Source organism: Arthrobacter sp. MYb224, from assembly GCF_002975455.1.
In the GTDB taxonomy this organism is placed as follows: domain Bacteria; phylum Actinomycetota; class Actinomycetes; order Actinomycetales; family Micrococcaceae; genus Glutamicibacter.
The window spans coordinates 202,074-224,492 of record NZ_PCPU01000005.1 but is presented as its reverse complement, the minus strand read 5'-3'; the positions used below and the strand labels follow the sequence as shown (position 1 = coordinate 224,492).

The following is a 22,419-nucleotide window of genomic DNA, read 5'->3' as shown; positions in this document are numbered from 1 at the left end:
ATCGGTTCCCTCAGGTTAGGTAGGCTAGGAAGGCCGCATAAAACAACATATTGGCATTGCGCCGACCGCGGAAACATTTTGCGGTCGTTGTTTGTGGTGCGCTACCGGATATTTTGCCTTCAGGAGAGGAACTTTAAGCAACATGAGCCTGAGCGGACTTCATGATTTCCTGCGCGAGGAACCGTCATTTAGGCGAATCCAGCAAGGCGCCTCGTTGGCCTTCAACGCCCGCAGCGAAGAGCTGGAGATCGCCGCCCCGCCGGGGATGCGCGCGATTCTCGGCGCCCACGTCGCCGAGGGGCTCTTCTCCGGGCAAGAGCAGTCGATCATGCTGATCGTGACCGCCACCGGGCGTGAGGCCGAGGATGTTTCGGCCTCCCTGACCGCATACATGCCCGCAGAGCAGATTGCGGAGTTCCCTTCCTGGGAGACCCTGCCCCATGAGCGGCTCTCCCCGCGCAGCGATACCGTGGGCCGTCGCCTGGAAGTCCTGCGTCGGCTGCACGACGGAGACCCGACGCTGAAGGTCATCATCGCGCCGATTCGCGCGGTGCTCCAGCCGCTGGTCTCCGGATTGGGGCAGCTGCGCCCGGTGGAGCTCGAGCTCGACGCGGAGCCGGGCTTCGAAAGCGTCATCAGGGATCTGGCCGCGGCGGCCTATGCCCGGGTGGACATGGTCACTCATCGCGGCGAATTTGCCGTCCGCGGCGGCATCATCGACGTCTTCCCGCCAACTCTCGAGCATCCGGTGCGCATCGACTTCTTCGGCGAGCAGATCGATTCGATGCGCTACTTCTCGATCGCCGATCAGCGTTCCTTGGAAGGCGAGGCTCCAGCCAAGATCGTGGCCACTCCCTGCCGCGAAATGCTCATTACCCCGCAGGTGATGAGCCGGGCCGCCAACCTCAAGGCGAACTTCCCCGCGGCGACGGAAATGCTGACCAAAATTGCCGGCGGCATAGCGGTGGAAGGCATGGAATCCCTGGCGCCGCTGCTGGTGGATGAGATGGTGCCGTTGCTCTCGCTGCTTCCGGCCTCGTCCATCGCACTGGTGATGGAACCCGAGCGAGTCCGCTCCCGCGCCCACGACCTGAACGCGACCAACGCTGAATTCCTCGCCGCGGCGTGGGCCTCGGCCTCCGACGGCGCGGCGGCGCCATTGGATCTGAGCACCGCGGAATCCGGACGCAAGCTCGCCTCCGGAGACTTCGCCTCGCTGGCCGAAACCGTTGAGCATGCCAAGGACGCCAAGGTCTCTTGGTGGTCGCTGACCTCGCTGGGTGCGGATGAAGATCTTGGCCTAGGCGCGGCGACCATCCGAGTCGAGGCCCGCGAGCCACGCGGCTACCAAGGCGACATCGAAGCGATGATGGAATTCCTCTCCGGCCGGGTCAAGGACGGGTGGCGCTTGGTGGTGGCCACCGAAGGCCCGGGCCCGGCGGCGCGGCTGTCTGAACTTTTCCAGGAATACCAGATCCCGGCGCACCGTGTCCCGGAGCTCAGCGAGCTGCCCACGGCGGGACTCATCGAAATCACGCAGGCCACCGCGGGGCGCGGCTTCGTTTTTGACGAGCTGAAATTCGGGTTGCTGACCGAGGCCGACCTGTTGGGGCGTTCGAGCGCCTATGGCAGCCGCAAGACGCGCAAGCTCAGTGCCAAGCGCAAGCGCAATGCGGTGGATCCGCTGTCCCTGCAAACCGGCGACTACATCGTGCACGAGCAGCACGGCATCGGCAAATTCGTGGAATTGGTGGCACGCAAGGTGTCCGGCTCCTCGAAGGATGCCAAACGCGAATACCTCGTGGTGGAATACTCCGCTTCGAAGCGCGGGGCACCGGGGGACCGGCTCTTCGTTCCGATGGAGCAGCTGGACCTGGTCACCCGCTATGTGGGAGGCGAAGCGCCAAGCCTGTCCAAGATGGGCGGCTCGGACTGGGCCAGCACCAAGTCAAAGGCCCGCAAGGCGGTCAAGGAGATCGCCGGGGACCTGATCAAGCTGTACTCGGCGCGGATGGCCAGCCGCGGCCACTCCTTCGGCCCGGACACCCCGTGGCAGAACGAGCTCGAAGAGGCCTTCGCCTATATCGAGACCCCGGATCAGCTCACCGCCATCAACGAGGTCAAGCAGGACATGGAGCGCGAGATCCCCATGGACCGGCTGATCTCCGGTGACGTGGGCTTCGGCAAGACCGAGATCGCGGTCCGTGCCGCGTTCAAGGCGGTCCAGGATTCCAAGCAAGTGGCCATCTTGGTGCCAACCACGCTGCTTGCCTCCCAGCACCACCAGACCTTCACCGAACGCTATTCGGGATTCCCGCTGCGGGTGAAGTCGCTTTCCCGTTTCCAGACGGCCAAGGAATCCAAGGAAATCCTTGCCGGGCTCAAGGACGGCTCGATCGATATCGTGATCGGCACCCACCGGCTACTGTCCAAGACGGTCCAGTTCAAGAACCTCGGGTTGGTGGTCATCGACGAGGAACAGCGCTTCGGTGTGGAACACAAGGAAGAGCTGAAGAAGATGCGCACCAACGTGGATGTGCTGGCGATGAGCGCCACGCCAATCCCGCGCACCTTGGAAATGAGCCTGACCGGCATCCGCGAGACCTCGACGCTGGCCACGCCTCCGGAGGAGCGCCATCCGGTGCTGACCTTCGTCGGACCGCGCAGCGATAAGCAGATCTCCGCCGCGATCCGCCGAGAGCTGATGCGCGACGGCCAGGTGTTCTTCGTGCACAACCGGGTCTCCTCCATCGACCGGGTCGCCGCGGAGCTGCGCGAACTGGTTCCCGAGGCGCGCGTCGAGGTGGCGCACGGCAAGATGAGCGAATCGCGGCTGGAACGAATCATCCAGGACTTCTGGGAGAAGAAGTTCGATGTGCTGGTCTCCACCACCATCATCGAAACCGGCCTGGACATCTCGAACGCCAACACGCTGATCGTGGACCGGGCGAACAACTACGGGCTCTCCCAGCTTCACCAGCTTCGCGGGCGTGTGGGACGTGCCCGCGAGCGCGCCTACGCCTACTTCCTCTGGGATGTGGAGAAGCCGCTCGGCGAGGTGGCGCTGGAGCGGCTGAAGGCTGTGGCAGCGCATAACGAGCTCGGCTCGGGCTACCAGTTGGCGATGAAGGATCTTGAATTGCGCGGAGCGGGCAACTTGCTTGGCGGGGAGCAGTCCGGACATATCGCCGGGGTCGGCTTCGACCTCTACCTGCGCCTGGTCGGCGAGGCGGTAGCCGACTTCAAGGGCGAAGGCGAAGAAGAAGCCACCGAAATGAAAATTGATCTTCCGGTCAATGCGCACCTGCCCCACGAATACGTGCCGGGTGAACGGCTGCGTTTGGAGGCCTACCGCAATATCGCCGGAGCCGAAACCGCCGAAGCGCTCGCCGAGGTCCGCGAGGAGCTCGAGGACCGTTATGGCAAGCTGCCGCAGCCGGTAGAGAACCTGATGCGTGTCGCGGCGCTGCGCGTGAGGGCACGCGCGGTGGGGCTGCGTGACATCCAGCAGATCGGGAACCACATCAAGGTGTCACCGGCGAAGATCGGAGACCTTCCGGCCTCGCGTCAGGTCCGTTTGGAACGCCTCTACCCAGGGGCCGCGAACAAGCCCGCCTTGAACGCAATCTTCATCCCGAAGCCGCGGACGTCGCCGGTGGGCGGCAAGGACCTTGCCGACGAGGCGATCCTTGAATGGGCCGAGCGCATGCTCTATGGAATCTTCGAGCCGACGCCGGCGGCACCAGCGGCGGCCGAAGCGAAAAAGTAGGCCTCGAGCAAATCGATGGCCGGGATTCCAGAACTGGATTCTGGGATCCCGGCCATCGGTCAGCTGGTGCGCAATTCGGCCGCGTAGGCGTGCACCGGCCGGGCATAGAGTTCCAGGCTCGGAGCCAATGCCTGCAAGGCGACCTGAAGGGCCGCGGAGCCTTCACCGGCATCATGCAAGGCCAAGGCGAGAAACGCTTGGGCATCACGGTGCAAGGAAGAATCCGGGCCGACCATACGGAGCAATTCGATGGCTTCCCGGACCTCTCCCAAATTGCGCAGGGTGCTGGCCAGCTGGATTCGCGCTTCGCTCAGTTTCTGCTCGCTCAATCTCCCGGCAATCGCCGCGCGGTAGGGGCCGACGGCCAGGGCCTCCTCGCCCAGATAATCGTGCAGCGAGGCTCGTTCAAAAAGGGCCTCAGCATCATCGGCTGGCTTTTGCGCCAGTAGTTGCGCCAGCTCATTGCGCAGGGCATCTGGATTTTTAGTCCCTGCGGTGTTCCAGAATAATTCGATACGTTCTTGCCAGCTGCCGGTCATGGCTTGAGACTAGTCTGGCAATCCAAGCCCAAGCAAGCAGCCTTGGCCGGACGGGGCGCGAAAAAGGGGGAGGCCCGAAGACCTCCCCCTAGCTCAAGCTTTACTTACTTGGCGGTGTTAGCTGCGGCAGCCACGGCGATGGAGTCCGAACGTCCCATCAGGTGCATCGGAATCGCGAAGGCGCCGAACGACAGCACGAAGCATGCGATGGTTGGCCACCAAGCGGTCTCCAAGGTCCAGTAGGACAGGGCGTAGATGCCAGCCGAGAACAGCACCAGGAAGATCACGGTATTAACGATGTTGCCAACGAGGCGACCTTCACCAGAGTGGGCGGTGTTCTTGCCGTTCGAGTACACTTTTTCTCCTTGAGGAAACGAATGGGTGCGGTGCCTTAGTAGCTGGACCCGCTTTGCTCTCCCTCTAGGATAGCAACTCCGGAGCTGGAACCGAGACGTGTTGCGCCGGCGGCAATCATGGCCCGGGCGGTTTCCACGCTGCGCACACCGCCCGAAGCCTTGACCCCCAGACCAGGGCCGACGGTCTTGCGCATCAAGGCGACATCTTCCACGGTGGCGCCGCCGGTGGAGAACCCGGTGGAAGTCTTCACGAAATCGGCGCCCGCGGCCTTGGCTGCCTCGCAGGCCAGAACCTTGGCCTCCTCGGTAAGCAGGCAGGTTTCGATAATGACCTTCAAGATCGCGCCACCTTCGTGGGCTGCCTGGGCAATGGCGAAGATCTCGTTAACCAGCGCGTCGCCATCACCACGCAGCGCCGCAGCCACGTCGATCACCATGTCGATCTCGTTGGCGCCGTCGGCTACCGCGGTGCGGGTTTCAAAGACCTTGGTGTCGGTGGTGGAGGTGCCCAGCGGGAAGCCAATCACCGAACAGGTTAAGACGTTGGAGCCGGAGAGCTCGCGGGAGACCGTGGACACCCACAGCGGGTTCACGCAGACGGACTTGAACTCATACTTCTTGGCTTCCTCGCAGATCGTCACGATCTGTTCGCGTGAAGCGTTCGGTGCCAGCAGGGTGTGGTCGATAAAGCCGGCAATGTCGCGGGCGCTCAGTTCACTCATCTTGATCCTCTGTTCGTTCTCTTACCTAGTTTTTGAGCAGGTCCTGCACGAACAATTTATTCGTTCAGGAACGCTTCGAGTTCGCGCTTTAGGGCCAGACACTGTTCGGTGGCACGCGCCCGTGCGGCAGGCACGCCGGCCAAGTCATCTGCGTGCTCCACGGTTTCGAGGTAGCACTTGAGCTTGGGTTCGGTGCCCGAGGGGCGGACTATGACGCGCGCCCCGGTAAAGGTGTGCAGCACCATTGCGTTGGTTGCCGGCAGCTTTTCGGTGCCGCGGGACAGGTCGGTGACCTCGGTGACCGCCGCTCCGGCGAGTTCCGCCGGGGCGCTGGTGCGGATCTTGTCCATCAGCACCGGGATCTGCGACAGGTCGGTGAAGCGCAGGGAAAGCTGGTCGGTGACGTGCACGCCGTGTTGGGCCGCCAGCTCGTCCAGGCGCCCCTGGATGCTGCTGCCGCCGGCCTTGAGCTCCGCCGCCAGGTCTGCGAGCACCAGCGCCGCGGACATTCCGTCCTTGTCGCGCACGAGCCCCGGAGCCACGCAGTAGCCCAGTGCTTCTTCGTAGCCGAAGCCGAGGTTCTCCACCCGCGAGATCCACTTGAAACCGGTGAGGGTTTCCTCGTGTTCGCGCCCGCTGTCCTTGGCAATTGCGGCGAGCATGCGCGAGGAGACGATGGAATTCGCCAGCTTCTGTTCCGCCGGGAGGGTGCGCGAAAGCTGGTCTCCGAGCAGCCAGCCCACTTCGTCGCCGCGCAGCATGCGCCACGCGGTGCCGTCATGGATGGCACCGGCACAGCGATCCGCGTCGGGGTCATTGGCGATGACCAGATCTGCGCCGAGTTTGCGCGCCAGGGCCAGGGACAAATCGATGGCCCCGGGCTCTTCGGGATTGGGGAATTTCACCGTCGGGAAATCCGGATCGGGGTGCTCCTGCTCGGGGACCATATGCACATCGGTGAATCCCGCGTTGCGCAAGGCTTGGCGCATGGTGTGACCGCCGACGCCGTGCATGGCGCTGACCACCACCTTCAGCTGCTTGCGGTGCAGCGCGCGGGCTTCATCCGCCGGATCAATCACCTTGCCGATCGAATCCAGGTAGGCCGCCTCGATGTCTCCGTCCTGGCCGGAGCCTGGAAGCACCGTCCACCCGGAGGGCAGACGCTCAATCTGCGCCACCGGCTGGTTCGGATCGATGAGCTCCGCGATCTGCTCATCGATGGGGGAGACGATCTGCGCGCCGCGGCCCACCTCGTCGGCCACCCTGCCGCCGACATACACCTTATAGCCGTTATCTCGGGGCGGGTTGTGGCTCGCGGTGACCATGACTCCGGCCTCCGCGGAGAAGGTGCGCACCGCCCAGGCGAGCACCGGGGTCGGCAGTGCCGAAGGCATGAGCAGGACCTCGAAGCCGGCGGCGGTGAAGACCGCCGCCGAATCCACGGCGAACACCTCCGAGTTGTAGCGCGCGTCGAAACCGATCACGACCTTGGGCGCATAGGCGCCTGCGGCCCGTTCGCTGAGGAACCGGGCGATCCCGGCGGCGGTGCGCAGGACCACGACCCGGTTCATCCGCATGGGGCCGGCGCCGAGCTCGGCACGCAACCCGGCGGTTCCGAATTCGAGCACGCCGGAAAAGCGCTCGGCAAGATCCTCCATGGCGATTGCATCCCCGGATTCGACCCGGGAGATCAGCTGCTGGAGTTCTTCGGCGGTAGCCGCATCCGGATCCTGCGCCGCCCAATGGGCCGCCCGCGCGAGGAGCTGGATTTTCTCGGTGTGGTTCATCGTTTTCCTAGCCTCGAAAAGTGAAGTTGATTCTCGCCTAGAGCCGGGCGATGATCTGCGCCAGGAGCTTCGAGATGCGCGGGCCGGCAGCCTGGCCGGCCTCGATCACCTCTTCGTGGCTCAATGGAACCGGGCTGATGCCGGCGGCCAGGTTGGTCACCAGCGAGATGCCGAAGATTTCCATTCCCGCATGGCGGGCGGCGATGGCTTCCAGCGCGGTGGACATGCCCACCAGATCGGCGCCGATGGTTTTGGCGTACCGCACCTCGGCCGGGGTCTCGTAGTGCGGGCCGGTGAACTGGGCGTACACGCCTTCGTCCAGGGTCGGGTCGACCTCGCGGGCCACCTCGCGCAGGCGCGAGGAGTAGAGGTCGGTCAGGTCCACGAAGGTGGCGCCTTCCAACGGGGAGGCGGCGGTGAGGTTCAGATGATCCGAGATCAGCACCGGGGTACCCGGAGTCCATGCCGGATTCAGCCCGCCGCAGCCATTGGTCAGCACCACTTGGGTGCAGCCGGCAGCGGCAGCGGTGCGGATCGGGTGCACTACCGAACGGACGCCGCGCCCCTCGTAATAGTGGGTGCGCGCGCCAAGGACCAGCACGCGCTTGCCGGTTTCGGTCAGGATCGAGGAAATGCTGCCGCGGTGGCCGGGTACGGCCGGGGCATGGAACCCGGGGATGTTGGCGGCATCCAGGGTGTGGGTGGTCTCGCCGATCAGCTCGGCGGCCTGGCCCCAACCGGAGCCTAGGACCAGAGCGATGTCGTGCTTTTCGACGTTCGTCTGCTCGGCAATTACCTGGGCGGCCTGTGCCGCCAACGCCTGTGGGTCGTTTTGCATATCATTCACGTGAAATACGCTACCGGTAGGTAGCCCCTTTGTCAGGTGGCAACGGTGGCAACGGGGCGAAATTCACTCGATCGTGATGTGCGCAAATCCGGTGCATGGTGAACAATGGGAAAGGTGAGCGCAGATCGTAGGAATAAAGCAACCCGTTTAGTAATCCTTGGTGGCGGACCAGGTGGCTATGAAGCTGCCATGGGAGCCGCCCAGCTAGGTGCCAATGTCACCGTTGTAGAGCGTGCCGGGATGGGTGGTTCGGCGGTCCTCACGGATGTCGTGCCGTCCAAAACCCTCATCGCTACCGCTGACGCGGTACGCCGGGTGCAGCATGCGGAAACCTTCGGTGTCAACATCGAGGGCATCAACGATGCGCAGACCGACTTCTCGGTGGTCAACCACCGTTTGCTGGCCTTGGCCAAGGAACAGTCCGGAGATATCCGCACCGGCCTGGAGCGTGCCGGGGTGCGTATCGTGATCGGCGACGGCCGCCTGGTGGACCGCAAGACGGTGGCGGTAAGCCACCCGGACGGCTCGGAGCAGTCGATCGAAGCCGACGCCATCTTGCTTGCCGTCGGCGCCCATCCGCGCGAACTTCCTACCGCCAAGCCAGATGGCGAGCGCATCTTCAATTGGACCCAGATTTATAATATGAACGAGGTGCCAGAGCACCTGATCGTTGTTGGCTCCGGTGTCACCGGTGCGGAGTTCGCATCGGCCTACAATCTGCTCGGCGCCAAGGTGACCTTGGTCTCCTCGCGTGACCGTGTGCTTCCCGGCGAGGACGCGGATGCCGCGGCCGTGCTCGAGGACGCCTTCAAGGAAAACGGCGTCAACGTCGTTTCCCAAGCACGCGCCGAAGGCGTGGAGCGCAAGGGGGACAAGGTGTTTGTCACCTTGGCCGATGGCCGAGTGCTCGAAGGCAGCCATTGCCTGGTAGCCGTCGGCGGGATCCCGAACACCGAAGGCCTCGGCCTGGAGGAAGCCGGCGTTCAGCTCAGCGATTCGGGCCACATTAAGGTGGACGGTGTCTCGCGCACTACCGTCACCAACGTCTACGCCGCTGGCGACTGCACCGGTGTCTTCGCCCTGGCTTCGGTGGCCGCGATGCAGGGCCGCATTGCCGTTGCCCACCTGCTCGGCGACTCGGTGAAGCCGATCGATCTGAATCTGGTCTCCTCGAACGTCTTCACCTCCCCGGAAATCGCTACCGTCGGCGTCTCGCAGCGTGCGGTCGCCGAGGGCAAGTACCAGGCGAACATCATCAAGATTGACCTGAATACCAACGCTCGCGCAAAAATGATGAACGTCGAGCAGGGCTTCGTGAAGATCGTTGCGCGCAAGGGCTCGGGCACCGTTATCGGTGGCGTTGTCGTCGCGCCGCGGGCCAGTGAATTGATCTTCTCCCTGGCGCTTGCGGTGCAGAACAGCCTGCACGTGGATGATGTAGCCGAGACCTTCTCGGTCTACCCATCGCTCTCCGGTTCTTTGGCCGAAGCCGCCCGCCGCTTGCACCGTCATATCTAGGTCTCTTGCCGCATAAGCCGGGCGTTCCTGAGCAGCAATCGGGAATGCCCGGCTTTTTCGCGCTGTCAGGGCCGGTGGAAGCCAGCGCCAGGTGGTGCGCACGGCCACTGCCGCAAATTGGCGCAGAAGTATATTTTCGTGGGGCACTTCATAGTCCGCTCGTCTTTTGATATAGGGCATGCGCTGCGTTCGATTGCCGCGTCTCACTATTCGGGAGCACATTTCGCGCAAGTCAGGGGCGAATACTGGGCCAGGTGGGTGTTGAATAAAAAATGTGTCCAAATATTGGACACAAATATCCACATACTGGTCGTTTCGGCTTACCATTATGAAGTCATAAACGAGCCTTTACTCGCACTTCAGAAGGAGCCGCCGCCATGTCGCAGGCTAACCAGACAGTAGCGCCAAAGGAAAACACCCGTGGGCGCGTGCTGTTCGCCAGCATGATTGGCACCACGGTCGAGTTCTTCGACTTCTATGCCTACGCCACCGCGTCGGTATTGGTTTTCCCAACGCTGTTCTTCCCCAACGCCACGGCGATCAACGCCATCCTGTCCTCTTTCGCCATTTTTGGTGTCGCATTCATCGCGCGCCCGCTCGGTTCGATCGTCTTCGGCCACTACGGTGACAAGCTGGGACGCAAGGGAACTCTGGTTGCCTCGTTGCTGCTGATGGGTATCGCGACCTTCCTGATGGGCTTCCTGCCCGCCGCACAGGGCCACTGGACGGTACTTGCGCCTACGGCGCTGGTGATCCTGCGCTTCGCTCAGGGCCTGGCCTTGGGCGGCGAATGGTCCGGTGCCGCATTGCTTGCCACCGAAAACGCTCCGAAGAACAAGCGCGCCATCTACGGAACTTTCCCGCAGCTCGGCGCACCGGTTGGCTTCATCCTGGCCAACCTGATGTTCGTGGTCCTGCAGACCACGCTGACCGCAGAGCAGTTCTTGGCCTGGGGCTGGCGCGTTCCGTTCTACTTCTCCGCGGTGATGGTCATCATCGGCCTCTGGGTGCGTCTGAAGCTCGTGGAATCGTTGTCCTTCCAGAAGGTGCTCAACGAGAAGAAGGTGGTGAAGTCCCCATTCTCGGTGACCATGAAGAACCACTGGCGACCAACCTTGGCCGGTACCTTCATCATGCTTGCCACCTATGTGCTCTTCTACCTGATGACCTCGTTCACGCTGACCTACGGCACCACCGCGGCAACGATTGAACAGGGACAGGCCGCCGCCGATGCCGCAGGAAAGACCTTTAGCGCCGAAGGGTTCGTCCCGGGTCTGGGTATCGAACGCCCAACCTTCTTGACCATGCTCATCATCGGCGTCGTATTCTTCGGTATCTTCACCGTGGTCTCCGGGCCACTGGCCGAGAAGTTCGGCCGCCGCAAGTTCCTGATCTGGGTTACCAGCGGAATCTTGGTCTTCGGCTTGGCCTGGACCCTGTTCTTCGGTCCGGGGCAGGGCGCGGCGATGGCCGGTCTGGTCGTCGGTTTCACGCTCATGGGCCTGACCTTCGGTCCGATGGCTTCGTTCCTGCCCGAGCTGTTCCCCTCAAACGTGCGCTACACCGGTTCGGCAGTTGCCTACAACATGTCTTCGGTGATCGGTGCGGCTCCGGCTTCGTTCGTGGCCATCGCACTGTGGAGCGCAGGCAAGGGCAACACGATGGGCGTCGGAATCTACCTGGCCATCGCCGCGGTGCTGACGCTCGTTGCGCTCTTCCTGACCCGCGAGACCAAGGACATGGACATGGAGGAATTCGTCGAGTAATCTCGGTCCCCGAATGTTTTCGAAGGTGCGCAGAGAATTCCACCAGGAATTTCCCTGCGCACCTTCTTTTGCTTTTTGCGGATCAAAACCGCGGAGCTTGTCGTAGAGTCGGAAGGGAAAGAGACGAGCCAGTGCTCATGGTGAGCTTGCTGACGTGGCAGGCATCCGAGATAGGGAAAGCCCATGAAGATTGCTATTGCAGGTGGAACGGGAACTATCGGCCGTCACGTGGTGGCCGCAGTTGAAATGGCCGGTCACCAGCCGCTGATACTGACCCGGAAAACGGGCATGGACTTGCTGACCGGCCGCGGCCTGGCCCAAGCCATGGCAGGGGTGGGCGCGGTTATCGACGTCACGGGCACCGCAAGCATGCGCACCAGCACGGCGGTGGACTTCTTTACGAAGGTCACCGAAAACCTGCTGGCCGCCGGCCGCGCGGTGGGCAGCGCCAATCACGTGGCGCTGTCGATCATTGGCGCTTTGGCGGTGGACGCCCAGTATTATGCGGGCAAGGCAGCTCAGGAGCGTTTGCTGATGGCGCAGCCCGGTGGATATACCCTGCTGCGCACCTCCCAGTTCCACGAGTTCGCCGGTCAAATGCAAGACCGTTTGGGCCTCGGCCCAGCGCAATTCGCTCCGGCCATGCGTTCGCAGCCGATCGCGGCGGCCGAAGTCGCCGCCGAATTGGTGAAGCTTGCGGTGGCCCAGCCGCAAGGCGTGGTGGCAGATCTCGCCGGGCCGCGCGAAGAGCAGATGGCGGATCTGGTCCGGGCCTATCTCAAACACGCCACCGGAAGGGCAAAGCGCGTGATGGAAATACCCATTCCCGGGCCTATGGGGCGTGCCATGCGCGATGGCACATTGCTGCCCGGAGCCGGCGCGCGGCTGGGCTCCCAGACCTTTGCCGACTGGCTGCAGGAACAGCAAAGGCAGTAAGAGCCCGATTGCGGTTTCGCGGAGCCGGCAGCAGCCGGGAAAGCAGGAGCAACGCAGGAAGGCCAGGATGAGGCATCAGTGCACCCTAGCGGCGGCGTTCTCGCGCAGGGCCATGGTTTCCATCTGCTCGATCACGAGCTTGATGGCCTCGGGCTGCTGGTCTGGCGGGTAGCCGTTGATCACCAGCAGTCGTTTGACTTGGGAGCGCAATTTGGCGCGTACATCTTCGCGTACGGTCCAGTCGGTTTTGGCATCCCTTTTCATCATGGCGACGAGCTGTCGGGCGATCTCGGCAAGAATTCCCGGACCTTGCAGATCGACCGCGGACTCGTTCTGGCTGATGGCATCGTAGAACGCCAGTTCCTTGTAGTCCAACGGCGGCTCGAAGCGTTCGCCACGACTGGCCTCATCGGTGATTTCGTCGGCCATCTCCAGCAGCTCGGCGATGATTTCCGCGCTGGTGAGTTGCTGGTTGGTGTATTTGCGCATCAGTTCGGTGATGCGCTGCGAAAAGGCGCGCTGCCGAATCATGTTGTGCGCGGTGACCTTGATGGATTCCTCTGCTACCAATTTACGCAGGGCCTCGATGGCCAGATGCTGGTTCTTGGCCTTCTTCGCCTTCGCAACAAACTCCGGGGTGAGCTGGCCCAAGCTGGGCTTGGGCATTCCGGCGGCTTCGTAGATGTCCAAGACCTCACCGGTGGCATCGGTGGACCGGGCAATGAGGTTCCCCAGCAACGTCTGGATCTCGCTTGGAATCGGGCGCCCGTTGGCGCGGCGCTCCTGCGCATCGAATTTCGCCATCCAGACACGTACTTCCTCGAAGAACTGCACATCTGCGCGCAGCTCATCCACCGCGCCGGAGGCGGAGCACAGCGACCAGGCGCGCGCCAAGGCCGAAGAGGCGACGCGATAGGTAGCCGCGAGGCTGGCTTCTCCTTCGGCCGGCTGATTGCCTGGAGTCAGCGGATCGCGCAGGTAGTTCACCGTGCTGTGCACCGCGCCGAGCCAGGAACGGGCCGAAGGCCCGCTGCGCAGCAACCGCCAATCGATACCGGCCAGCATCTTTTCGATCTGGGCGATCAGCTGCTTGGTGAGGACCGCCAGTTCCTCGACGTTGCGGCCCACGGGTTTGCGCTTCTGGTCAGTGGAGGAGTATTCCTGCAAGGCCGCCGCCAGATTATCGGCCAACGGGGCAAACGCCACCAGCAACCCGTCTTGCTTGCCGCGGAAGGTGCGGTTCACGCGGGCCAGGGTCTGCATGAGCAGGGCGCCCTTGAGCGGGCGGTCCAGGTACAGGGTATGCAAGGCCGGGGCATCGAAGCCGGTGAGCATCATGTCCTTGACTATGACCAATTCCAGTTCGTCCTCGGGGTTCTTCACCCGGGCCTTGACAATATTGTTCAGCGAGTCGCGGCGGACATGCGTGGACACCGGTGGCACATCCGTGGCATCCCCGGAATAGACCACCTTGATCTTGCCGGCGGTCAACTCATCGCTATGCCAGTCCGGGCGAAGCCTGACGACCGCGGCGTAGAGGTTCGCGCAGATTTCCCGGGTTCCGCCAACGATCATGGCCTTGCCGTAGGTGGGTTTTCCCTCCGGTTCGGCGATGAACCCGGACATGGTTGCCCGACGCTCCTCCCAGTGATCCACGATTTCCTTGGCGAGCATCTCGATGCGCTCCGGGGCTCCGTAGACCGCATTGACCACGGCCACCGATTGCTCGATCTTGACTCGTTCGGTGTCGTCCAGACCGACGGTGGCCTCATCAGCCGCATTGTCGATGTCCTCTTCGCTCAATTCTTCCGAGCGCTGCACCTTGATCAGCCGCGGCTCGAAGTACACCGGAACGGTAGCCCCGTCGTCCACTGCCCGGGACAGGTCGTAGACGTCGATGTAGTCGCCGAACACGTCGCGGGTGTTGCGGTCTTCGAAGGAAATCGGGGTGCCGGTGAAGGCAATGAGCGTGGCACCGGGCAGCGCATCGCGCAGGTGGCGGGCATAGCCATCCAGATCGTCGTAGTGGCTGCGGTGGGCCTCATCCACCATGACGATGATGTTCTTGCGGTCCGACAGCAATGGATGGCTTTGTCCGGTTTCGCGTTCGCGCTTGGTCTTGCCGAATTTCTGCAAGGTGGTGAAATAGATGCCGCCAGTCACCCGGTTGGACAGTTCAGCGCGCAGGTCGCTGCGCCGTTGGATCTGCATGGGAGTGTCCGGGAGCAGCAGCGAGCGCTCGAACCCGGCGAAGAGCTGGCCGTCCAATTCGTTTCGGTCGGTGATCACCACGATGGTCGGATTCTTCAGTTGGGCGTGCCGCATCACCCGGTTGGCGTAGAGCTCCATTTCCATGGACTTGCCCGAGCCCTGGGTATGCCAGACCACCCCGGCCTTGCCGGTGGACTTCACCGCTGTAATGGTCGAGCCCACCGCCTTCGCCACGGCAAAGTACTGGTGCGGCTTGGCGATGCGCTTTTGCAGCTCCTCGCCGCCGTCGAAGGCGGTGTACCAGAAGAGCAGCTGGAGGAAGCGGGAAGGATTGTAAAGCCCGGATAGAGCGGTTTCCAGTGGCAGCGGCGCTTCACCGCTGAGGTCATGGCCGGTTTCCACCGGCACCCCGTCGTCATCGACCTTCCATGGCGAAAAATGGTTCAGCGGGGTAAATGGGGTGCCGTACCGTGCATCCAGTCCGTCGGAAGCGAGCGTGAACATGCAGAAGCGGAAGGCCAACGGGAATTCGCGCAGATAGGTTTGCAGTTGTGCGTGGGCCGTGGCCACGGTGGCGGAGACCGCACCGGCCTTCTTCAGCTCGATGATGCTCACGGGCATGCCGTTGCAGTAGAGCACTACGTCGAAACGGCGTTCGTACTCGCCCTGCACGAGGCGGACCTGGTTGACGGCAAGCCACTGGTTGTCCGTTTCCTCCATGCCCATCAGGCGCAGGGTCGGGTTGTGCTCGGTGCCGTCGGCATCGTAGTAGGACAACCGGTAGCCTTCGGTGAACATCCGGTGGACCCGGTAGTTCTCCGCAATGGCATCTTGGGATTTGGGAGCGATGATTTCAGCCAAGGCTTGCTGCAGATACTGGTCCGGCACCCCAGGATTCAACCGACGCAAGGCGGCAAGCAGGCGCGGCTTGATCACCAGTTCATCCCAGGAGTCGCGCTCGCCGGTGCCAGGGGCAATGTCTTTGCCGTGCTTGGGCTCCCAGCCTTCTTCGCCGAGCCGTTCGAGAGTGATACCTTCCCAGACATCCTCGTTGTTCATCGAATTCATGAGGGATCCTTTCCTAGGACTGCTGGTCTAGCTGTTGGGCATCTTCGAGTTCGGATTCGAGCTCTTCGATGGTTGGAAGTCCGGTGGCGAGCTCCGCCGGCAGGGAGTCCTTGATTTCGGTGGCCCACTCGGCGACTCCGATGGGGGATTTGAACCCACGCAACGCGTATTCGGCCACGACTTCGTTCTTCGTCTTGCACAAGAGCAGTCCGATGGTGGGATCATCGTCTGGCTGCGCGAGAAGGTCGTCTACCGCGCTCATGTACATGCCCAATTGTCCGAGGTGGCCCGGTTCGAATTTGGTGACTTTCAATTCGATGACGACAAAGCGGCGGAGCTTGAAATTGTAGAAGAGCAGGTCCGGGAAGAACTCGTCTCCGGCGATATCCAGTCTCATTTGCCGGCCGACAAAGGCGAATCCACGGCCAAGTTCGAGCAGGAAATGCTCGACATGCTTGATGAGCTGGTTCTCAAGGTCCCGCTCGTTGCGTTGGTTGCCCAGTGACAGAAAATCAAAGATGTATGGGTCTTTAATGGACTCTTGGGCAAGAGTGGCAGCCGATTCGGGAAGCCTGTCGTGGAAATTGGTTACTGCTTTACCGGAACGTTCATGCAGGTGCGTCTCGATCTCGTGGACGAGGGAGTTACGGGACCAGCCTTCTTCGATAGCTCGCGATGCATACCAGAGCCGAGCCTCGGAATTATCAAGTTTCTCTAGCAAAGCGATGTGGTGGTACCAAGGTAATGTTGCAAGCGGCGCTTGCAACATTACTGAGCCCGGCCATGCCTCGGCTAGCGATTTCATGTACCGGAGATTTCGCGGAGAGAACCCACGCGCGTCAGGAAACCGTTCCTTCAAGTCAGAAGATAAGCGCGTCACTACACGTGCGCCCCAGCCTTCCTCGGTTTCTCGGGCGAGGAGCTCGGCGCCAATTCCCCAGTAGGTGTGGATTAGGCCCTGATTTACCGCGGAAATAGTACGAGCTTGACCAGTCTCGATACGCGCGGAAACAGCCGTCAGGAGGTCGCCGTACCACTGTGGAACGGAGGATCGTGCTGGCACATTCGAAAACTCGATGTTACTCGGGTCGCTGGAATCAGTTGGCTGAGATTCATGCATGAAATAACTCCGTTCGACAGGTCGGGGCCGGTTACAGGCTCGTTTTGCTATCCTGCTTCTTCAATGAGGATCGGGCGGGCCAAAATGATGCGCCGTTCATTAACGTCTGCAGTATCCAATATGGCCGCAGTTAGCCGAGCGGAAGGGAGACGGACTTGCCGATCCCAAGTGCGGCGTGAACGTTCAGTCTCCTGCATGGCAAACACTGCACGATCACCGCTTTCGATCCATTCAGCCATCATTGCGGAGACATCGGCAGCAACTTCTGGTGAGTTGAGCGCAAGTTCCGTCCGCACTATTTCGGCAAGGATTGATGGATCAGAAGGGTATCCGCGTGTTGTGCGCAGCTGCTCCTTGGTCCATCCCCGAACCCAACCACCATGGGCGACATGGTCAGGTGAACCCACAAGAATTAGATCCGTTTCTTGCTCTCGGAACGGTTGTTGTGGAGGAATATTCGAATGTCCCCACATGACGCTAGCTTCTCCATAGGTATTTTTGCCGAATGATCCAAATGGCATAACGCCGATGCATAAATTCGTAACGCGTGTATCTAGTAATGAGCCTTCGAATACTTCCCAAGGGTCATGCAGCACATGTCGTTTCTTTCTTCGTGCCACTTTGAGAGCCATATCGACGCGTTCAGCCGACGAGAGTACTTCGCTATGTTCGATGTGTCGTTCGGCGCTGAAAAAACGCGATAAACCAACTTTCCATCCGCGAGTACGAGACACAACGTGCCCATCGTGCACATGATCCTTCAGCGCTCGCTCCGAGAAATAGTGCATGGCTAAGCGCCTGCCTGCTGCGCAATGTTTTCAGCATCTTTGACTGTAAGTTTTCCGGACATGAGCTGCGGGAGGAGCGTATCCCGTGTTAGTTGCAGGAGCTCGTTTTCGGCCAAGAATCCAGCGATGGTATTTTCAATTGCGCCGACCTTTGATTCAATTTCTGATGCAATATCTTCACGCACCGTAGGGACTAGAATCCCATGTAACTGAGACTTGTTTATGGAACCAAAAACGGTCCCTTCTGCTTCGTACGGTGCCCAAACCGAACTTTCATGTCGAAGCAGGTGGAACAAGGTAGCCTGACGGCCAAATTTGTGTCTAACCGCTGAAAGTCCGCGACCTATGCAAACCTCATCTTGAGAGAAATTCACTTCCCCAACAGGGGCACGTACGCTCAACAGTATGTCGCCCTTTTGCGCAAGTCGTATTGCGTTAGTTGTGCTAACGCGACGCGATGGGAAACGCATGCCGAAATCGCGGACCCCTTGGAAAAACGCTATGCCCTCGCTATTTTCATTCAGGTCTGATCCTTTAGGAGAAGTACCCATGACAATGTTCGCGGCTTCATCGAGTCGTTGAGTCAATGACGTGACTGTCATTCGAACCATAGTTTTGGCTAAGTCGTCTGCAGTATCAGCGAGTTTTGTATTTGCCGCGATCTTGTCGTCTAGCGCGCAGAGAACTTCAGAGATGGCTTGTTGAGTGCCTTTTAAAGGTAGAGGGACTGAATGCGAAGCGGCAAAATCGGTGTATTGGAATCGAGCAACGCCAGTGTGTTGAACTTGGTACTGCTCAATTTCACCAGAGAGATACATTGACTGTAGATACCAGTAGAGGTATCTGGGATCAACGATTTCACTATTCGCACGCATAAATCGGGCGAAGCTAGCGCATGTGGCAGGACTGCTGAATCCTGCTTGAACTCTTTCCGAAAAGAACATAGTGCGCCCGGTTGGCCGACCAGGTGAGCCCCCTGCAGTTTCTATTAGAATGTCACCTGGCTCTAAAGTTCTACGCTGTACGTTCTTCTCATTTAAAAAACGGACAGGAACTTTTCGTGTATCTCCAACGGAGACATCATGGAAATCAGTAGCACGAATTACTTGGTACTTTTCATAGCCATCCTGCTCCTCTGCTTTCCCCCAATCGCCATCCTTTGTTGTTATCAGGAGGTCTTTGAGGAGAATTCTATTAGTATTGTGCATTCTGAACTCTTCCCAACTGCTGGCGAACAATTTGGGCCAGCCGCGCCGACTCATCCAACTGATCGAAGAGTCCCTTCTTCAACCGTTCTATCTTCTCTTCGATTGGTTCACCGTCGTCTTCGACTTCAGCGGCCCCGACGTAGCGTCCTGGGGTCAGGGCGTATCCCGCGTCTTTGATTTCTTGGGTTGAAGCTGAGTAGCAGAACCCGGGGACGTCGTCGTATGTTCCTTCGGCAGATTCCTTGCCACGCCACGTATGGAAGGTATTGGCGATCGTTGAAATATCCTCATCGCTGAGTGCTCGTTCGGCGCGGTCAACCATATGTCCCATACTGCGGGCATCGATGAACAGCGTTTGCCCCGAGCGGTCAATGGAACCGCCTGCACCGGCCGTTTTGTCCTTTGCGAAGAACCAGATGCACACAGGGATGCCGGTAGACCGGAATAGCTGGGTCGGCAGAGCCACCATGCAGGAGACCACATCGTTCTCCACCAGTTTGGCGCGGATGTCGCCCTCGCCACCGGAATTCGAGGACATGGAGCCATTGGCCATAACCACGCCGGCGGATCCGCCGGGTGCAAGTTTGGACAGGATGTGCTGGATCCAAGCATAGTTGGCGTTGCCGGTAGGCGGAACACCGTAGGTCCAGCGGGGGTCTTCCTCGTTCCTCGCCCAGTCCTTGATATTGAATGGTGGATTGGCCATGATGTAGTCGGCTTTCATCTCCGGGTGGAGATCGCGGCCGAAGGTGTCGCCCCAGCGGGGGCCCAAATTCGCATTTAGGCCGTGAATGGCCAGGTTCATCTTGGCCATGCGCCAGGTGCGCTCATTGAGCTCCTGGCCGTAGACCGAGATCGCCGTGCGATCCTCATTGTGGGATTCAAGGAATTTCTCGGTCTGGACGAACATGCCGCCCGAGCCGCATGCAGGGTCGTAGACGCGGCCGCTCTGGGGTTCAAGCACTTCAACCAGGACTCGCACCACGCCTGCTGGTGTGTAGAACTCGCCGCCTCGCTTGCCTTCGGCACGAGCGAACTTCTCCAGGAAGTATTCGTAGACTTCGCCGAGCAGGTCGCGGGCACGCGTTGAACCTTCACCGGTGAACCGCGCGCTATTGAACATGTCGATCAGTTCACCCAAGCGGCGTTGGTCTACGCTGTCGCGGTTGAAAATGCGCGGTAGGGTGCCCGCCAGCGTTGGGTTGGCCGTCATCAGTTCATGCATGGCGGTATCAACAAGCTCACCGATATTCTTCGGAGCATTTCCGTCAACCGCGGACAGGCCCTTGGCATTCACAGCCAGGTGAGACCAGCGTGCGGCATCTGGAACAAAGAATGCGCCATGTCCGGTGTACTCGTCCGGATCATCAATCAGCAGGGCGATCTGGGCCTCCGCCAGGCCGCTGTCCGTCAATTCGGCGCGGATCTGTTGACGCCGCTCCTCGAATGCATCCGAGACGTACTTCAGGAAGACCAGACCAAGGATGACGTCCTTGTACTGCGAGGCATCCATGGATCCGCGAAGCTTATCCGCAGCTTTCCACAAGGTGTCTTTGAGTTCCTTCATAGTTGAAGGAAGCGCCGCTTGGGCCGCTGACTTTTTACGAGGTGGCATTGCTGCCTTCCTTTCGCTGGGTCCTGCGATCAATCATGTCAATTTTTAGGTCAATAACCATATTGGTTAATGAGTTTTCAAGCGCGTTAATCGCTTCTATTCTTTTTCGCGCGATCTTTTGCTCATATTCCAGAAACTCCAAAGCGCGAACCAGCAGTTCTTTTTTGTCATCAGGACAGATACGGATATGCGTTCTCCGCCATTGCTTCAGCCGCTGGCGGTTAAGCGCTTCGGCTATGAGGTCGGGGATCAGCCCACTGGAACTGTCCGCGGTAATTCGCAATGCCTTTGCCGGGAAACGCACCACTCGTGAGCCCTCGCGATCTACGACCGCACGGACTTCGCCAGTTGTGCTGAAGACAATATCGCCGGGCTCGGTCAGCTGGCTGTTCCCATAGCCGTTAGCCAATGCGAAATGGGAAATAGTTGCCTCCGTTTTGGCGCTGGGTAGCAAGTTTGCCTCCCAGATACCGATGCCGGAATGTCCCAAGTCTTCGACATCATCTGGAGCAAACCTTGTGCCCGGCAGATGCTTCAATGCACCGGACTCGAGCAGCTCACCGATGTTTGGTTCAAATCCGCGTTTGAAGTCCAGTCGAGTTTCCAACGCGGAAAATTCGAAAGGAAAATCGGGGCGAACTTCGTTGGTTTCTTGCACTACTTCGGCAAGGGCCTCCAACTCGGTGACAGCACGGGCCGACGTTGCGTAGTCGGTGTAGATCTCCCGCTCCATGCGTGGCGCGGGAATCAGTCCTCCGGATGCAGCGACCACCGAGGGAAGCGGCATCCAGCGTGAGTGGATTACGGCGGCTGGTCTCTTGCTGGTCATATTTCGCAGACCAAACGCCACCTGCGCGCCAAAATCCGCATTGAGCAGCTGCGTCAAAGTCCGTAGGCTCAGATCCGTGACGAGCATGCGTGCCGGACTCTCTCCGGTGCTTGGCAGTTCCGGCCCAAGAATCCACAAGGCCATGCGCTGTCGTGGCTTTGCGGTCCTCACCCCAGGGGGGAGGGAAGCGATCGCGTGAACGTGTCGACTGCGCAGGATAGTTGAGCGGATCGAGTCCAGCTCCTTGTCCTCCAGCGGATCGCTGAGAATCGAGGATGGTCCAACGATCAGTGCCCTGTCCTGGCGGTCGAGGCTGAGGGCAAGCTCATCGATTTGGGAAAGCAAGGCACCTGCCGGGGCATCCGGGGCCTCGGGGGACGGCAGCTGCGCCAGATAGGTTGCCTGTCCGTCCGAATGGCCTGAGCCCAAGATGACATTGTCCTTGCCTGCGGCAACGGCTACCACTCGACGCAAGGCCATTCGCGCCAATGCCGACCGCGCGGCCGTGTTCGGTTGCTGCAAGCCAACGGTGAGCGATTCTGTTTCCGGGAGCCGGTCCAGGGTGCTGAGCAGCAGGTCGCTTCCGCCGCGGGTGGCCTCAACTATCGCGTCCTCGCCGCGCAGGGCCAAGGCCAAGTCCGCGAGGAACAAGAGCGCGTCTTTGCTGAGAGCCGTTTGGGACAGCTCCTTCAGGCCATTGGTAAACCGCGCCGAATAGATGGCTTCCAAAGCGTGAGCCGCCGTATATGCGGCGTCAGCGCACATATCCGCCCTCATCGCCAGGTGCTGCAAGTTCCGGGATTCATGGATTTCCTTGAAAAGGAACTCATCATCTGGATCTTCTTCGTCGGCCAGGTCCACGAGGTCATCGGCTGCGTAGGTGCCCAAAGGCTCGCCGATCAGGGTCCTCAGGGCTAGCAGCGCCGTCAATGGTTCGATGTCCTGCGGATCAATCTGGATATTTATTCCAGTGTCGGTCCGGACCTGTGGGTTGTTCCCCTTGCCGGTCTCTTCCAGCCACGACACCACGTCATGCGAGAAGAAATAGCGCTGTTCGCCGCGGATCACGGCAGGTTCTGGAAAGGGCGTGGAGCCGGCAGCATGCCGCTTGATCCACATATTCACGACGGGACGCCTGACCTGAGCCAGGCTCGCAATATCGGACATGCTCATGAGGTCGCCGTGTTGATTTTCCATGAACACCTCCTGGAGCTGTGGCGCCGATTGTTGGTTTCTCCATCATGTCAGAGTTTCTAACAATATTCTCAATTTCTTTGATAATCCCCATTATCAGAGTATTTAGTGACTAAGTGTGAATGTTCTCCGTAGCTTGGACTCGT

The 22,419-nt window shown here is 60.5% G+C and carries 15 protein-coding genes; 4 read left to right on the top strand and 11 right to left on the bottom strand.

Going from position 1 to position 22,419, the window contains the following annotated elements:
• Nucleotides 1–142 precede the first annotated feature (142 nt).
• On the top strand, nucleotides 143–3,769 hold the full coding sequence (mfd, locus tag CQ017_RS11595; RefSeq protein ID WP_105553838.1) for a transcription-repair coupling factor: 3,627 nt from the start codon (nucleotides 143–145) through the stop codon (nucleotides 3,767–3,769).
• Between the two features lie 59 nt (nucleotides 3,770–3,828).
• Here mfd and CQ017_RS11590 read toward each other — a convergent pair whose 3' ends face one another.
• The 5 genes from CQ017_RS11590 to CQ017_RS11570 all read right to left on the bottom strand — a co-directional run bounded on the left by CQ017_RS11590 (nucleotide 3,829) and on the right by CQ017_RS11570 (nucleotide 8,011).
• Nucleotides 3,829–4,308, bottom strand: a complete 480-nt coding sequence (locus CQ017_RS11590; RefSeq protein ID WP_258133601.1) for a tetratricopeptide repeat protein — start codon at nucleotides 4,306–4,308, stop codon at nucleotides 3,829–3,831.
• Nucleotides 4,309–4,412: 104 nt separating this feature from the next.
• Nucleotides 4,413–4,664, bottom strand: coding sequence for a hypothetical protein (locus tag CQ017_RS11585; RefSeq protein ID WP_096287571.1), 252 nt, complete (start codon nucleotides 4,662–4,664; stop codon nucleotides 4,413–4,415).
• Nucleotides 4,665–4,699: 35 nt separating this feature from the next.
• Nucleotides 4,700–5,386, bottom strand: coding sequence for a deoxyribose-phosphate aldolase (deoC, locus tag CQ017_RS11580; RefSeq protein ID WP_096287569.1), 687 nt, complete (start codon nucleotides 5,384–5,386; stop codon nucleotides 4,700–4,702).
• 56 nt (nucleotides 5,387–5,442) lie between these two features.
• Nucleotides 5,443–7,173, bottom strand: a complete 1,731-nt coding sequence (locus CQ017_RS11575; protein WP_105553837.1) for a phospho-sugar mutase — start codon at nucleotides 7,171–7,173, stop codon at nucleotides 5,443–5,445.
• A gap of 37 nt (nucleotides 7,174–7,210) precedes the next feature.
• Nucleotides 7,211–8,011: a purine-nucleoside phosphorylase gene (locus tag CQ017_RS11570; protein ID WP_096287565.1), complete on the bottom strand. Its 801-nt coding sequence runs from the start codon at nucleotides 8,009–8,011 to the stop codon at nucleotides 7,211–7,213.
• Nucleotides 8,012–8,125: 114 nt separating this feature from the next.
• On the opposite strand from CQ017_RS11570, the gene CQ017_RS11565 reads away from it, so the two are divergent.
• From CQ017_RS11565 to CQ017_RS11555, 3 genes are all read left to right on the top strand, one after another.
• Nucleotides 8,126–9,538 (top strand): NAD(P)H-quinone dehydrogenase, encoded by a 1,413-nt coding sequence (locus tag CQ017_RS11565; RefSeq protein ID WP_096287563.1) that lies wholly within the window; start codon nucleotides 8,126–8,128, stop codon nucleotides 9,536–9,538.
• A 377-nt stretch (nucleotides 9,539–9,915) separates the two neighbouring features.
• Nucleotides 9,916–11,304 carry an MFS transporter gene (locus tag CQ017_RS11560; protein WP_105553836.1) on the top strand — a complete coding sequence of 463 codons (1,389 nt, stop codon included), beginning with the start codon at nucleotides 9,916–9,918 and terminating at the stop codon, nucleotides 11,302–11,304.
• A gap of 183 nt (nucleotides 11,305–11,487) precedes the next feature.
• Complete coding sequence (locus CQ017_RS11555) at nucleotides 11,488–12,240, top strand: SDR family oxidoreductase (RefSeq protein WP_105553835.1); 753 nt, start codon at nucleotides 11,488–11,490, stop codon at nucleotides 12,238–12,240.
• Nucleotides 12,241–12,315: 75 nt separating this feature from the next.
• Here CQ017_RS11555 and CQ017_RS11550 read toward each other — a convergent pair whose 3' ends face one another.
• From CQ017_RS11550 to CQ017_RS11530, 6 genes are read right to left on the bottom strand one after another with little or no spacing between them, the layout of a single operon-like run.
• On the bottom strand, nucleotides 12,316–15,510 hold the full coding sequence (locus CQ017_RS11550; RefSeq protein ID WP_219843937.1) for a type I restriction endonuclease subunit R: 3,195 nt from the start codon (nucleotides 15,508–15,510) through the stop codon (nucleotides 12,316–12,318).
• Between the two features lie 22 nt (nucleotides 15,511–15,532).
• On the bottom strand, nucleotides 15,533–16,639 hold the full coding sequence (locus tag CQ017_RS11545; RefSeq protein ID WP_105553833.1) for a YhcG family protein: 1,107 nt from the start codon (nucleotides 16,637–16,639) through the stop codon (nucleotides 15,533–15,535).
• A gap of 47 nt (nucleotides 16,640–16,686) precedes the next feature.
• On the bottom strand, nucleotides 16,687–17,427 hold the full coding sequence (locus CQ017_RS17895; protein WP_146112478.1) for a hypothetical protein: 741 nt from the start codon (nucleotides 17,425–17,427) through the stop codon (nucleotides 16,687–16,689).
• A 2-nt stretch (nucleotides 17,428–17,429) separates the two neighbouring features.
• A complete protein-coding gene (locus CQ017_RS11540; RefSeq protein ID WP_181150541.1) occupies nucleotides 17,430–18,635 on the bottom strand; it encodes a restriction endonuclease subunit S in 1,206 nt (401 codons plus the stop codon).
• Nucleotides 18,622–20,250 (bottom strand): class I SAM-dependent DNA methyltransferase, encoded by a 1,629-nt coding sequence (locus CQ017_RS11535; RefSeq protein WP_105553831.1) that lies wholly within the window; start codon nucleotides 20,248–20,250, stop codon nucleotides 18,622–18,624. The genes CQ017_RS11540 and CQ017_RS11535 overlap by 14 nt, the downstream gene beginning before the upstream one ends.
• A complete protein-coding gene (locus CQ017_RS11530) occupies nucleotides 20,237–22,276 on the bottom strand; it encodes a hypothetical protein (protein ID WP_105553830.1) in 2,040 nt (679 codons plus the stop codon). The genes CQ017_RS11535 and CQ017_RS11530 overlap by 14 nt, the downstream gene beginning before the upstream one ends.
• Nucleotides 22,277–22,419 lie beyond the last annotated feature (143 nt).

Coding starts and splice junctions, on each gene's coding strand:
- mfd (WP_105553838.1), top strand. CDS start 143: ATGAGCCTGAGCGGACTTCATGATTTCCTGCGCGAGGAACCGTCATTT.
- CQ017_RS11590 (WP_258133601.1), bottom strand. CDS start 4,308: ATGACCGGCAGCTGGCAAGAACGTATCGAATTATTCTGGAACACCGCA.
- deoC (WP_096287569.1), bottom strand. CDS start 5,386: ATGAGTGAACTGAGCGCCCGCGACATTGCCGGCTTTATCGACCACACC.
- CQ017_RS11575 (WP_105553837.1), bottom strand. CDS start 7,173: ATGAACCACACCGAGAAAATCCAGCTCCTCGCGCGGGCGGCCCATTGG.
- CQ017_RS11570 (WP_096287565.1), bottom strand. CDS start 8,011: ATGCAAAACGACCCACAGGCGTTGGCGGCACAGGCCGCCCAGGTAATT.
- CQ017_RS11565 (WP_096287563.1), top strand. CDS start 8,126: ATGGGAAAGGTGAGCGCAGATCGTAGGAATAAAGCAACCCGTTTAGTA.
- CQ017_RS11560 (WP_105553836.1), top strand. CDS start 9,916: ATGTCGCAGGCTAACCAGACAGTAGCGCCAAAGGAAAACACCCGTGGG.
- CQ017_RS11555 (WP_105553835.1), top strand. CDS start 11,488: ATGAAGATTGCTATTGCAGGTGGAACGGGAACTATCGGCCGTCACGTG.
- CQ017_RS11550 (WP_219843937.1), bottom strand. CDS start 15,510: ATGAACAACGAGGATGTCTGGGAAGGTATCACTCTCGAACGGCTCGGC.
- CQ017_RS11545 (WP_105553833.1), bottom strand. CDS start 16,639: ATGCATGAATCTCAGCCAACTGATTCCAGCGACCCGAGTAACATCGAG.
- CQ017_RS17895 (WP_146112478.1), bottom strand. CDS start 17,427: ATGCACTATTTCTCGGAGCGAGCGCTGAAGGATCATGTGCACGATGGG.
- CQ017_RS11540 (WP_181150541.1), bottom strand. CDS start 18,635: ATGCACAATACTAATAGAATTCTCCTCAAAGACCTCCTGATAACAACA.
- CQ017_RS11535 (WP_105553831.1), bottom strand. CDS start 20,250: ATGCCACCTCGTAAAAAGTCAGCGGCCCAAGCGGCGCTTCCTTCAACT.
- CQ017_RS11530 (WP_105553830.1), bottom strand. CDS start 22,276: ATGGAAAATCAACACGGCGACCTCATGAGCATGTCCGATATTGCGAGC.